Source organism: Metamycoplasma phocicerebrale (genome assembly GCF_003383595.3).
Lineage (GTDB): Bacteria > Bacillota_I > Bacilli_A > Mycoplasmatales > Metamycoplasmataceae > Metamycoplasma > Metamycoplasma phocicerebrale.
This window is the reverse complement of the sequence record NZ_CP033058.2, coordinates 473,406-486,789: the sequence shown is the minus strand read 5'-3', so window position 1 is coordinate 486,789 and position 13,384 is coordinate 473,406. Positions and strand designations below refer to the sequence as shown.

The 13,384-nt window shown below is 27.1% G+C and carries 14 protein-coding genes, 1 tRNA gene and 1 rRNA gene; 2 read left to right on the top strand and 14 right to left on the bottom strand.

What is annotated here, in order from left to right; genetic code table 4:
* Positions 1-48: 48 nt before the first annotated feature.
* The 9 genes from DMC14_RS01975 to DMC14_RS06240 form a co-directional block, all read right to left on the bottom strand.
* Positions 49-417 carry a F0F1 ATP synthase subunit epsilon gene (locus DMC14_RS01975; protein ID WP_116171557.1) on the bottom strand — a complete coding sequence of 123 codons (369 nt, stop codon included), beginning with the start codon at positions 415-417 and terminating at the stop codon, positions 49-51.
* Between the two features lie 2 nt (positions 418-419).
* Positions 420-1,859: a F0F1 ATP synthase subunit beta gene (atpD, locus tag DMC14_RS01970; protein ID WP_116171556.1), complete on the bottom strand. Its 1,440-nt coding sequence runs from the start codon at positions 1,857-1,859 to the stop codon at positions 420-422.
* A 14-nt stretch (positions 1,860-1,873) separates the two neighbouring features.
* Positions 1,874-2,746: an ATP synthase F1 subunit gamma gene (gene atpG / locus DMC14_RS01965; protein ID WP_116171555.1), complete on the bottom strand. Its 873-nt coding sequence runs from the start codon at positions 2,744-2,746 to the stop codon at positions 1,874-1,876.
* Positions 2,725-4,308: a F0F1 ATP synthase subunit alpha gene (atpA, locus tag DMC14_RS01960; RefSeq protein ID WP_116171554.1), complete on the bottom strand. Its 1,584-nt coding sequence runs from the start codon at positions 4,306-4,308 to the stop codon at positions 2,725-2,727. The genes atpG and atpA overlap by 22 nt, the downstream gene beginning before the upstream one ends.
* A gap of 13 nt (positions 4,309-4,321) precedes the next feature.
* A complete protein-coding gene (locus tag DMC14_RS01955) occupies positions 4,322-4,852 on the bottom strand; it encodes a F0F1 ATP synthase subunit delta (RefSeq protein ID WP_116171553.1) in 531 nt (176 codons plus the stop codon).
* Between the two features lie 3 nt (positions 4,853-4,855).
* On the bottom strand, positions 4,856-5,401 hold the full coding sequence (locus tag DMC14_RS01950) for a F0F1 ATP synthase subunit B family protein (protein WP_116171552.1): 546 nt from the start codon (positions 5,399-5,401) through the stop codon (positions 4,856-4,858).
* Between the two features lie 18 nt (positions 5,402-5,419).
* Positions 5,420-5,728 (bottom strand): ATP synthase F0 subunit C, encoded by a 309-nt coding sequence (atpE, locus tag DMC14_RS01945; RefSeq protein WP_175393443.1) that lies wholly within the window; start codon positions 5,726-5,728, stop codon positions 5,420-5,422.
* 68 nt (positions 5,729-5,796) lie between these two features.
* The gene (locus tag DMC14_RS01940; protein ID WP_116171551.1) at positions 5,797-6,594 is read right to left on the bottom strand and encodes a F0F1 ATP synthase subunit A; all 798 of its coding nucleotides are present in this window, start codon (positions 6,592-6,594) and stop codon (positions 5,797-5,799) included.
* A complete protein-coding gene (locus DMC14_RS06240) occupies positions 6,572-7,045 on the bottom strand; it encodes a hypothetical protein (RefSeq protein ID WP_116171550.1) in 474 nt (157 codons plus the stop codon). Before DMC14_RS06240 ends, DMC14_RS01940 begins: the two co-directional genes overlap by 23 nt.
* Positions 7,046-7,219: 174 nt before the next feature.
* On the opposite strand from DMC14_RS06240, the gene DMC14_RS01930 reads away from it, so the two are divergent.
* Positions 7,220-9,361 (top strand): ATP-dependent Clp protease ATP-binding subunit, encoded by a 2,142-nt coding sequence (locus DMC14_RS01930; protein ID WP_116171549.1) that lies wholly within the window; start codon positions 7,220-7,222, stop codon positions 9,359-9,361.
* Between the two features lie 40 nt (positions 9,362-9,401).
* Here the strand turns inward: DMC14_RS01930 and DMC14_RS01925 are convergent.
* The 3 genes from DMC14_RS01925 to DMC14_RS01915 form a co-directional block, all read right to left on the bottom strand.
* Positions 9,402-9,477, bottom strand: a tRNA-Lys gene (locus tag DMC14_RS01925).
* A 187-nt stretch (positions 9,478-9,664) separates the two neighbouring features.
* On the bottom strand, positions 9,665-10,117 hold the full coding sequence (locus DMC14_RS06235; protein WP_116171548.1) for a large conductance mechanosensitive channel protein MscL: 453 nt from the start codon (positions 10,115-10,117) through the stop codon (positions 9,665-9,667).
* Between the two features lie 56 nt (positions 10,118-10,173).
* Entirely contained in the window at positions 10,174-10,581 is a 408-nt protein-coding gene (locus DMC14_RS01915) for a hypothetical protein (RefSeq protein ID WP_116171547.1), read from the bottom strand.
* A 115-nt stretch (positions 10,582-10,696) separates the two neighbouring features.
* On the opposite strand from DMC14_RS01915, the gene DMC14_RS01910 reads away from it, so the two are divergent.
* Positions 10,697-12,523 (top strand): ribonuclease J, encoded by a 1,827-nt coding sequence (locus DMC14_RS01910; protein WP_116171546.1) that lies wholly within the window; start codon positions 10,697-10,699, stop codon positions 12,521-12,523.
* Positions 12,524-12,560: 37 nt separating this feature from the next.
* Here the strand turns inward: DMC14_RS01910 and recO are convergent, their stop codons facing one another.
* Positions 12,561-13,229, bottom strand: coding sequence for a DNA repair protein RecO (gene recO / locus DMC14_RS01905; RefSeq protein WP_277870928.1), 669 nt, complete (start codon positions 13,227-13,229; stop codon positions 12,561-12,563).
* Between the two features lie 30 nt (positions 13,230-13,259).
* Positions 13,260-13,363 (bottom strand): 5S ribosomal RNA (rrf, locus tag DMC14_RS01900).
* Between the last annotated feature and the right edge of the window lie 21 nt (positions 13,364-13,384).

Below are 13,384 nucleotides of genomic sequence, written 5' to 3'. Positions count from 1 at the left end.
ATAAAAAAACACTTAAGAATTTTTCTTAAGTATTAATTTAATATGTAATTATTTGTTTTGTTCAGCGATACGTTTTTTCAAAACTAATTCTTCAATGACAGTATATTTCTTTTGATCATTTTGCTTAAATTTAGCCTCTAAATCAAAAGGTTGAACATCTATATGATTAACTATCAAAGATAATAAATTATTTTTAAATTCTGCAATACCTCGATCAATAAAAAATACCTTATGTTTTGTTTCATTTATAGGCTTTATTATTATTTGCGAAGGAACTAAGGCTGCCATAAAAGGTATGGCTCCATTCATCAAACCTATTTGACCTTCTGTGGTAGAAAAAGTTGCTATTGAAGCTTTGGATTCATAATATATTCCTAAAGGAGTTGTAATAATAACATCTATATTTTTATTTGACATATTTATTTTTCAAACTTGTAACCTAATTTTTTAGCTTTTTCAATAACATCTTCAATTGTTCCCACATATAAAAATGCCTCTTCTGGTAATTCATCATATTTTCCACTTAAAATTTCTTTAAAAGAATGAAGAGTATCTTGCAATTCTATATATCTTCCTGGGATACCACTAAATTTTTCTGCAACAAAAAATGGTTGAGATAAAAAACTTCTTATTCTTCTAGCTCTTGCTACAACTTTCTTATCTTCTTCTGATAATTCATGCATACCTAAAATTGCTATAATATCTTGTAATTCCTTAAATCTTTGTAATATATTTTGGACTTCTCTAGCTGTATTATAATGTTCTAACCCTATAATGTTGGGGTCCATCATTCTTGAATTTGAACCTAGCGGATCTATAGCAGGATAAATACCTAAAGCTGCAATATCACGATCTAGAACTGTTTTGGCATCAAGGTGAGTAAAAGTTGTTGCGGGAGCAGGATCAGTTAAGTCATCAGCAGGAACATAAACAGCTTGAACTGAAGTAATAGAACCTTTATTAGTTGAAGTTATTCTTTCTTGTAATTGACCCATTTCAACTGCTAGTGTGGGTTGATAACCAACAGCTGAAGGCATTCTACCTAATAAAGCCGAAACTTCTGATCCTGCTTGTGTAAATCTAAAAATGTTATCAATAAATAATAAAACATCTTGACCCATTGAATCTCTAAAATATTCAGCCATTGTTAGCGCAGTAAATGGAGCTCTCATTCTTGCTCCAGGAGGTTCATTCATTTGTCCGAAAACTAAAGCGGTTTTATCCAAAACTCCACTAGCCTTCATTTCATGATACAAATCATTGCCTTCCCTTGTTCTTTCACCAACTCCAGCAAAGACAGATAATCCTCCATGTTGTTTTGCAATATTATTAATTAATTCTTGAATTAAAACGGTTTTACCAACACCGGCTCCACCAAATAAACCTATTTTTCCACCTTTAATATAGGGTATTAAAAGATCTATAACCTTTATACCAGTTTCAAATATTTCTAAAGTTGCTTTTTGTTCTTCAAAACTTGGTGCAGGTCTATGAATTGGCAAACGATTTTCAAATTTACCACCTTGTAAGTCTATAGGCTCACCTAAAACGTTAAACATTCTAGATAATATTTCTTTTCCAACTGGGGCTGTGATAGGGCTTTTAAGGTCTAAAACTTTCATTCCTCTTTTTAATCCAATTGTTAAACTCATTGCTATTGTTCTAACTGTATCATTACCTATATGTTGAGCTACTTCCAAAAGTTGTTGATTTTCAGGATTTTTTTCATCAATAACCATTAAAGCATTCAACATTTTTGGAGCCTTGCCTTCATCAAATCTGACATCAATAACCGCTCCTAAAATTTGCGTTATAACACCATAATTTTTTTCTTCTTCTTGTTTTTTTTGTCTTGGCATATATTTGCTCCTTTCTAAGAACCTGCTCCATTAACAATTTCAGTAAGTTCTTGAGTAATTTTTGATTGACGAGAACTATTATATTTTATTTTAAGCTCATTAATTAAATCTTCGGCATTATCACTAGCTTGCTCCATAGCAGTTCTTCTTTGGCTTGTTTCAGCTAGTTTTGCATTTGTTAGAGCATTAAATATAGATGCTTCAAAAAATATTCTAAATGAGTTTTGCAAAATTGTTTCTGGGTTTGGTTCAAAAATAATATCTTCCTTATATTCTGATTTATTTTCATTTTCATATTTTTCAATCGTTTTTTTTGAAATAGGAAAAATTTCTTTTACAATAGGATCGGCTTTTAATGGATTTTCATAATATGTGTAAATTAAATTAACTGATTCTAAAAGTGATATTTCTAAAACATCATATATTTTATTTGCAACCACTTGAGCAACCTCAAAAGTTGGGTTATCACCAATTTGAGTTAAGGTTTGAATAATATGATATTTTTTATTTTTGTCAATTAAACTCAATAATTTAGATCCTACTACAATTAATATATCGTCTCCACTAACAGTTTCACATATTTTTTTGTACATTTCAGAATTAAAAGAACCGCAAAGTCCTAAATCGCTACCAAAAACAATATATAAATTTCTTTTTGAAGCAAATTTTCAAGCATGTTTGTTTAATAATTTATCAATATCTTGGTGTGTATTTTTAATTAAACTTAAAAATATTGATTCTATATTTTTGTAATATGACCTAACACTATCTACTTTATTTTTTATTTTAGAAAATTTAGCTGTGGCAACTAATTCCATTGCCTTAGTTATTTTTTTTGTTGAATTAATTGAACTAATTCTTTGTTTTATTTTTTGTAAGCTTTCCATGGTAATTCAGGCACCGGTTGATATAACTCTTCATTGTATAATGGAATTGTTTTTATAAACAAATCATTAAACAACATTATTTGTTTATATATAGCTTCTATTAATTCATTAGTTCAATCAGCAGCTTCATTTAATTTTCTAAATACTTTTGCAGCATTTGTATTAGTTGAAAAGTAAGTTAAAATATCTTGACGATATTTAATTATTTTATTTTTTGGTATAACATTTATCAAACGATATTTAGCACAGAATAATAATATTATTTGTTCTGATGGAGAATATGGAGAGTATTGTGATTGTTTTAGTAATTCATAAACTTTTGAACCATGTTCTAATATAGTTCTAGTGTTTTGATCCAAATCAGACCCAAATTGAGCAAAAGCTTGCATTTCGTTATATTGTGCTAATTCTAGTTTTAAACTAGAAACTATTTTTTTAGTTAGTTTTGTTTGAGCGGCTGATCCAACCCGGCTAACAGAATAACCTATATCAATTGCAGGTCTTTGTCCAGAATTAAATAATGATTCTTTGGTAAATATTTGACCATCTGTAATGGAAATAACATTTGTTGGAATATAAGCTGAAATATCTTCTGCTTGAGTTTCAATGATTGGTAAAGCAGTAATTGAACCGCCTCCATAATTTTCATTTAAACGAGCAGATCTTTCTAATAATTGTGAGTGTAAGTAAAAAACATCTCCGGGATAAGCTTCACGTCCAGGAGGTCTTCTTAACAATAAAGACAATGTACGATAAGCTACAGCATGCTTAGACAAATCATCATAAACTATTAAAACATTTTTCCCTCTTGCCATTCATTCTTCTGCTATTGTAACTCCTGTATAAGGAGCTATATATTGTAATGGAGCACTTTCAGAGGCAGATGCTGCAACAACAGTTGTATATTTAAGTGCATCATGTTTTTCAAGTTGATCAACAATTTGACTTATAGTTGAATTCTTTTGGCCTATTGCAACATATATACAATAAACATCTTTACCTTTTTGATTTAAAATTGCATCTATAGTTATAGCAGTTTTACCTGTTTGTCTATCACCAATTATTAATTCACGTTGTCCCTTACCTATAGGAATCAATGAATCTATTGCTAGTATCCCAGTATGTAGTGGTTCTGAAACTTCTTTACGAGTCATAACGCCTGGAGCTATCTTAAAAATAGGACGATTAATTTCGCTATCAATTTTGCCCTTACCATCTATTGGATTTGCTAAGGCATCTACAACTCTACCTAATAAATTATCACCGACTTTAATAGATATAACATCATGAGTACGTTTAACATGAGAGTTTTCTACTATATTTCTATCGTCTCCCATAACAACAATACCAACCAATTCTTCTTCAAGGTTTAAAGCCATACCAACAATTCCACAATCAAATATAACTAATTCGCCATATTCAACACTGTTTAAACCACTAACCATTGCTATGCCATCTCCGACAGTTATAACACGGCCAACTTCTTCATAACTTACAGTTTCATTAAAATCTTTAATTTGATTTTTAATTATTGCTGATAAATCACTTGGTTTTAATGCCATTTTTTCTCCTTTCTTATACTAATTTTTTTATTTTTTCTAATTTCCCTAAAACGGAATTATCTATTAAAAATTCATCTACTTTAATTCTTATTCCGCCAATTAAATTGGTATCTATTTCATTGGTAAGTTTTACTTTAGAACCTAAATCAATAGACATCTTTTTTTCTAATTTATTTAAATCTTCTTTTGATATTTTTTTAGGTGTAAAAACTATCCCATATTTTATATTCATTTTTTCATTTGATAATTCTATAAATCTATGAAAAATTAAATCTAAATATTTAGCAAGATGCCTTTTTGTAGCTAATTTAATTGTATTTAAAATATAAGGGTGATAAGAATTAAATGCTTCATCAATTAAAACATATTTTTTTTCTTCATCTATATCAAAAGAATTCAGCATTTTTAAATACTCTTTATTTTCCTTTAGTACTTTTAATATTTTTGCACTCTCATTCGTTATTTTAATTATTTCATTAGAACATCTAGCAAGATCAAATAATGCAAAAGATCAATTATTTACAATTTGATTAAGATCCGTCATAGACTAGTTACCCATCACTTCTTTTATCATTTTAATATTATCTGCTTCTTTTATTTCACGGCCAATTATTTTCTTTGCTAATTCGACTGCATTTTCCATAATAATTTTCTTTTGTTCCTTGCTAAATTCGGCCCTTTTTTTGTTTATTAAAACTTCTGTTTGACTTAACATCATTTCGGCTTTTTTCTTAGCCATAGCCGAACCACTATTTACAATTCTTTCACTTTCGACTTTAGCGTTATTTATTATGGTTGCAGCTTGATTTGTTGCCTCAATAATTTTTTTATAATGTTCTTCTTGTGCTTTCAAAGCATCATCTTTTGCTTTAATTGAAGCATCAATGTTTCCTTGAATTAAATCTTGACGTTGTTTTACCATTCTTTTAATTGGCTTATATACCAAAAAAGTGATAATAACAGTAATCAACATTAAAACAATTAAAGAAAAAACAAATAAAGGTCAATTAAATGATAATCCTGAGAAAGTGTTTTGTAACTCTTCAGAAATTGTTCCGTTTCCTGAAGACATTTTTGAAACTATATTATTCATAAATATCTAAAACACTAGCTAAACAAATATTAGTAGCAATGAAATAACTAAACAATAAATTGAAGCAGTTTCAACAATAGCCAAACCTAAAATTAATAATGTACGGACTTTTGACAATGCTTCTGGGTTTCTTCCTATCGCTTCACAAGCTTTTGCAACTGCAATACCTTGTCCAAGTGAAACTACACCGGCTCCACAAATAGCTAAACCAGCTCCCAACATTGTTAACCCATAAGCAAAAGGATAATTAACTCCAGTATTAGTTCCTGCTTTAGAAGGATCGAATTTTTGAACTATTTCATTTAATTTATCTAACTTATCAATCATGATTTCTCCTATATATAATTTTTATTTTAAATTTTTTGTATATTTTTTTCTTGTTCTTTTTCTATTGACTAAGCATTAATATCTTGAGAATTATGTTTATTTTCAATTATTTTCTTTTTTCAATCTCTAATTTTCTTCTTATGTTTTTCTTTAATATTAACTTCCGCTGCTTGAGATCAATAAGAAATAGTTAATACAACAAAAACAAAACCTTGAATAGCTCCACCAAATAAATCAAAATATAAATTAAATGCTGGTAAAACTAAAACTCCAAATGGATTAAATGTTGATGCTGCAGAAGTTATTTCAACACCAATTATTTTTGCTCATATGTTGTTTAAAAATATTGATGTTAAGAAAAATAACACAACTCCTCCAATAATATTTCCATAAACCCGGAAAGTCATAGAAATAATTGGCGAATAATTTGAGGCAAATTCCAATGGATTTAAAAGCTTAATAACATATTTAATCTTATTATAAGCTATACCTACCCCTGCTGTTCCTAATCATGTTACAACTGTTGCGGCTAAAATTGCTGACAAACTGGTTCCTATTGGAGCAAATCCAATTAAAGATAATATATTTCCAAAGAAAATAAAAACAAATAAAGAAATTAAATATGGATTTGCTTTATCAAATTTCGATTCATGAGTTTCACTAAAAAAGTTATCTCCACCAATTACAGCGGTTTCAACAAGTAAAATTGCAGCATTAGGTGCTTTATTTGCTTTTTGTCTTTTTACGGCAACATAAATTAATACCGAAAGAATTAAAACTATAAAAACTAAAGCTATCATAGAAAAAATTTGATTTGAATTTATTTCTGATGAACCAAATCAATTAATTTTTAGTAATTTGTCCATAATTCTCCTTTCTTTTTTTAATTTTAGATTTAATTAATGCACTTAACACTCATATTATTAAATATATTGACAATAATAAATATGGTGCAGTCATTGTTATTACATTAAATGGAAAAAATGCTATTGGTTTATTTAATTTGAATTTTGTATGGTAATGAGTATTTAATCATATAAAAAAACCAAAAAGTAAAGCATTTAAAATTAATAAAACAGCAAAAATTAAAATGCTAATAAACTTATAATTCTTAACATTTTTTTGTTCTTTAATATTATTCATTGTTTTTAGAATCATAAATAATGAACCTAAAAATAATAAAAAACTAACTATGCCCACAAAATATCCTAATATAAGTGAATAATCAAAAGGTGATAATGAAGCAAATACGATAAGTAAAGCTGCATTTAATGTGGCATAAGTTATTCAAAATTTTTTTCCATTTATGTTTTCCATGCTCAAGCGGTTATAAAATAACCTAAAAATATTATATTACTTTTTAACTTTATAATTTACCATAATATTAATTAATTAATATTTAATTTTCCACAGCCAAAATTTTTAATTTTTTTAGCACTCTTTTATAGCAAGTGCTAAAAAGTGCTATAATATTAACGTTAGGAGGTAAATATGGACGCATCATGAACACCAGCAGAAGACAATAAAGATCCATTAATTAAGTATGGAAGAGATTTAACAGAACTTGCAAGCCAAGGAAAGTTAGAACCTGTTATTAACAGAGATGAAGAAATTAGGTCTTTAGTTAGAATTCTATCTAGAAAAACTAAAAATAATCCAGTACTAGTTGGAGAACCAGGGGTAGGTAAAACTGCTATTGTTGAAGGTTTAGCTAGAAAAATAGTTGAAAACCAAGTTCCTCAAAATTTAAAATCTAAAAAACTTTACGAATTAGATTTGTCTTCAATAATTGCAGGAACTAGTTATAGAGGTCAATTTGAAGAAAGAATTCAAGCTATATTAAAAAGAATTGAAAATTCAAATGGAGAAATTATTTTATTTATAGATGAAATTCATATGTTAGTTGGAGCAGGGGCATCTGGAGAAGGTAATATGGATGCAGCTAATATGCTAAAACCAATGATGGCTAGAGGACAACTACATTTAATAGGTGCAACAACTTTGGATGAATATAGAAAATATATTGAAAAAGACTCAGCTTTAGAAAGAAGAATGCAAAAAGTTTATATAGCTGAACCTTCAATTAATGATACTATTACCATTTTAAGAGGTATTAAAGAAAGATTTGAAGCTTTTCATGAAGTAAAGATAGAAGATGAAGCTTTAGTAGCGGCAGCAAATCTATCAGCCAGATATATTTCTGATCGTTTTTTACCAGATAAGGCTATTGATTTAATTGATGAAGCTGCTTCAAGCATAAAAACAGAAATGAATTATATTCCTGAACCTATAGAAAAACTTAACTATGAAATAGCAAAACTAGAAATAGAAAAAGTGGCTCTTGAAGACCCAGAAGAAAAAAATATTAAAAAGAATGTTGCTCGTGTAAAAGAAATTGAAGAAATTTTAAACAAATTAAAATCAAAACGTAAAACTTTACAAGATCAATGAGATGAAGAAAAACAATTAATTGCAAAATTATCTTCATTTAAGGATAGCATAGAAGAAAATAAAAGACAATTAACCGTGCTTCAATCTGAAGGTAATTACATTCAAGCTTCTAAAATAATGTATGGATTATTACCTGAATTAGAAAAATCAAAAAAAGAAGTAGAACAATCTTTAGAAAAATTAAAAAATCGATTAATTAAAGAAACTATAGACACCGAAGAAGTTGCTACTATTGTAAGTAAATGAACAGGAATACCGGTAAATAAATTATTAGAAACTCAAAGAAATAAACTTCTAAATTTAAGTGCTAATTTAGAAAAAAGAGTTAAAGGACAACCAGAAGCAATAAATCTTGTCTCAGAAGCAATTAAAAAGGCTAAGGCTAATATTAATGATCCTAATAGACCAATTGGTTCATTCTTATTTCTCGGACCTACAGGAGTAGGAAAAACAGAATTAGCTAGAGCTTTAGCAGCTAATTTATTTGATGATGAAGATCATATGATTAGACTAGATATGTCTGAATATATGGAAAAACACACTGTATCAAAATTAATTGGATCGCCTCCAGGTTATATTGGATATGATGAAAATGGTGGACAATTAACTGAAAAAGTAAGACAAAATCCTTATTCTATTATTCTTTTTGATGAAATAGAAAAAGCTCATATTGATGTTTTAAATATATTACTTCAAATAATGGATAATGGTACTTTAACTGATATTAAGGGTAGAAAAATTAATTTTAGAAATTCTATAATTATTTTAACTTCAAATATAGGTTCTGAAAAAATCATGGAGCATAAATTATCTAGAGAAGAAATAAAAGAACTTTTATTAAAGAAATTCAAACCTGAGTTTATAAATAGAATTGATGAAATAATTCCTTTTAATGCTTTGAGCATTGACATAATAGAAAAAATAGTAAAAATCGAACTTGAGAAACTTAACAAAAGATTAAATGATAATCATGATTTGGAATTATTCGTAGATAAAAAAGTATTTGAATATATTGCCAAAAATTCTTATGACCCAGCTTTTGGGGCAAGAGTTATTAAAAGATATATTCAAAATAATATAGAAAATAAAATAGCAGATTTAATTATAAAAAATGAAACAAAAAATGCTTCTTGTATATCAGTTAATGTTATAGATGATCTATTAGAAGTAAAAATAGAATAGTATAAAAAAAGACAAGTTTTTTTAGCTTGTCTTTTTTATATGGTACATCCTGTGGGGCTCGAACCCACGACCCAGGGATTAAGAGTCCCTTGCTCTACCTACTGAGCTAAGGATGCGTGTTTAGCAAAAATAATTATAAACTAATTTTTTATTTTAAATAATAAAAAGAAAAAAGCAAAAAATAATTATTCTTGTTTTTAGTGAAAATTTTATATTAATTTTGAATATAAAAAAATCAAGTTGTAACTCAAATTAAAATTGTATTTTAATTGTGTTAAACTCGAATTTTATTTATAAATATATTTATTTCTTTTGTGTTTTTTTAGTTAATTCTGAATTTAGTTTTTGTAATTCGGCTAGAATTAATTCTTCAGTTGTTGGAACTGGTTCTTTTTCTGGCTCAATTGGCAATTTTTTAGCTTTGTTATAGTCAGCTAAATTTTTAATACCAAATACAATGATTAGACCTAAAAAGATAAATGTTGCAACTATAATAAATTGTAATAGTGCAGCTAAAAATTTACCAATTAATATAGGCCCAACTTTTCATGAAGATAAATCACTAACACTAAATACTGAAGCAATAGCTGCCATAATAACATCATTTGCTAAAGATGAAACAACTGCACCAAATGAAGCTCCTAATAATAGCCCAATTGCTAACATAAACATATTACCACGTAACACTACATTTTTAGCATCTTTAAATGTCTTCTTTACATAATGTTTTTTTTGTTCTAATTCTTTTTTTGTCATTCTATATAACTCCTTAATTTCTAATTATCATTTTACACAATAAAATTTAAATTGTTTTAAACTTCAATTGTTTTTTCTTTTCTTTTAGCAATAATAAAAATATTTCCTATTCAAGATATTGCTCATAATGGAATAGGCAAAATTGTAGCTACTAACAAAATAATTTTACCTGCCGCTTGAGAACTTCAACTTGCCATTGATAAAATAACAATATCAAAAACATAAGTTAAATAAGCTAAAATTAAACCACTAGCTGCTAAAAATAAATATTTTTTATTTACATTAAAAAACACCTTAATATCTTGTAATAATACATCTAAATTAGTTTCATCATATGACTTATTATTATCTTTAACAAATTTTAAAAATAAACTTACAAAATAATATACTCCAACTGCAATTAAAATAATAGCTGCTGTTTTAAATAATAAGTTTACAATTGAAAAACTTCTTTCTCCTGTCATGTGCTCTCCTAAATTCATTTATAATATTTAATAATATAATTATATATTTTGTTAAAATAATTAAAGCTAATATCTTTTATTTTTTTTATATAATACACAAAAACGGAGGAATATTATGAAACCAACAAAAATTTTTGGTTTAGGCGGAATGCAGGAAATAGGTAAGAGCACACTTATTATAGAGTACGATAAACATATTTTTATTATTGATACTGGAATTAAGTTTTGTGATACCTTTGTTACAGGTATTAATGGTTCAATACCTGATTTTAGTTATTTAGCTGAAAATCAAGATAGAATAGCTGGGTTGTTTATAACACATGGGCATGAAGACCATATTGGAGGAGTACCATATTTAGTTCAACAAGTAGATGTTAAAAGAATTTATGCACCTCGTATTGCAATTCAATACTTAAAATTGAAATTTGCTGATATGAAAATTAAAACAAATGTTGAATTTATTGAAATTAACAAAGATTTAAAAGTAGATTTTAATGATTGTTCTGTGGATTGATGAACAGCTCAACACTCTATACCAGATGCTTTTGGTGTAAGAGTAAAAACACCAAATGGAAATTTAATGATGACTGGAGATTTTAGATTCGATTACACTCCTATCGGAAATCTAACAGATTTTAGCAAACTAAAACAAATAGGTGATGAAGGATTAGATGTTTTATTTTCAGATTCAACTAATGCTATGCGTCCAAATCACTCTCCATCAGAAAGTGATATATTAAAAGATATTAAAAAATATATGTTAGAAGCTGAAAAGAAAATTATAGTTACAGCTTTTGCTTCTAATTTAACAAGAATAAAAGCAATAATTGAATTAGGAGCTGAACTAAATAAAAAAGTTATAGCTTTCGGTAGATCAATGGTTGATAATGTTGATATTGGCCGTAGATTGGGATATATAAATGCTCCAGATGAAGTATTTATTGATAAAAAAAATATGTCAAAATATAATGACAATGAGTTGCTTATTTTAACTACTGGATCTCAAGGTGAAGAAATGGCTGGATTAGCTAAAATGTCATTTGGTAAACATCCTAATGTAACTATTAAACCAAAAGATACAGTTATATTTTCATCTAGTCCAATACCGGGTAATAGATCTAAATGTGAATTGCTAGTTAATAGATTATATAAATTAGGAGCAATTATAAGAGAAAATGGAGTCGATGGATATTTGCATACTTCAGGGCATGCATATAAGGATGAACATAAAAGAATTTTCGAATTAACAAGACCTAAATATTTTATTCCTTATCATGGTGAATATAGAATGAGTGTTGTTCATGGCTATACTGCTATTGAAAGTGGACTAGAACCAAGCAATGTAATTGTAGCTAATTTAGGAGATGTTTATTATTTAGAAAATCATAAAATTTCATTAGCAGATGAAAAAGTTTATTTTGGACCAGTTTTTATTGACGGAAATGTTTTATCTAAAACTAATTCACAAATTATGAAAGAAAGAATGGAACTAGGCCAAAATGGTTTTGTTCATGTAATTATAGCTATAAACAAAGAGAAAAAATTAATTCTTGGAAAACCTAGAATAGTTTCGAGAGGCGCATTTTTTGTAAAAAATTCTTTACACTTAATTGAGGAAGCAAAACGCTTAGTTCATGGAGCTATTTTATATACAATAAAAAATGAAAAAGAATGAACTATACCTCAATTAAAACAATTAATTATTGATAGATTAGACCCATTTTTCTATAAAAATAAAAGACGTAATGTTGTTATAATACCAACTATATTATTGGCAGACGATGCTAAAGAAGATACCAAATCGAAAAAAGAAGATAATGCTAAAAGAAAAAATATTTCAATAAAGCATAAGTCTACAAAACAAAATATTAGAAAAGAACAAATTAAAAAAGAAGTAAATAAAAAAAGAAGAATGAAAAACAGTAATTCTATTGAAAATTAAGAATAAAAAAATCCTTGTCTAAAATTTGGCAAGGATTTTAAATTATGTTTTTCAAATAATCTAATAACATTATTTTAATTGTTTTTGCTTCTAAATCTTTAACGTTTTTTATAAATGGATTAAATCCTTGATTTAATCAATATAAAGATCTAAGTATTTCCACGCTTTTATTATTCTTCGAATGATTTGAACATAAAAATCCACCTTTATAAAATTCAAAATCAATAATATTTTCAGTGTTACTGCACTCTACACATTTATTAAAAATAGGTTTTAGTCCATTTATTTCTATTATTTTTAGCAAAAATAAATCAATTGTATGATTTGGGTATTTTTCTATATTATCTAAACATTCTAAATAAAAATTCATAAAAGAATTTAATTGATTGCTTCTTAATTGTTTATTCAAAAAGTATTTAACAGTATTGTATTGATCTTGCAAAATCTCATTAAAAGGAAATGATTTTATTATTGTTGCTCTCTTTAAAGTTTTAATGCCCGTCGATATTTTGGGATTTATTATTTCTAAATTAACTAAACTCAGAATTTGAAGATTGGCTCTATTTTTAGATTCTGCTTTTTGAATTCCTCTAGCATATAAATATTCAATGCTATTAGGTAATAAAACCTTAACTAACCCATCATTTTCTTTTGTATTCTTTATATCTAAAACAATACCTAATGTTTCATATTCTTTTAAATTCATATTAATATTTTACTTCAAAAAGAATATAAAAAAAAGCAACGACCTATTTTCCCTAATGGTATCTTCGGCACTGAAGGTCTTAACTGCTGAGTTCGGAATGGAATCAGGTGGGCCCCTTCGTTATGGTTGCTATGTTTAATATTATATATTAAAAA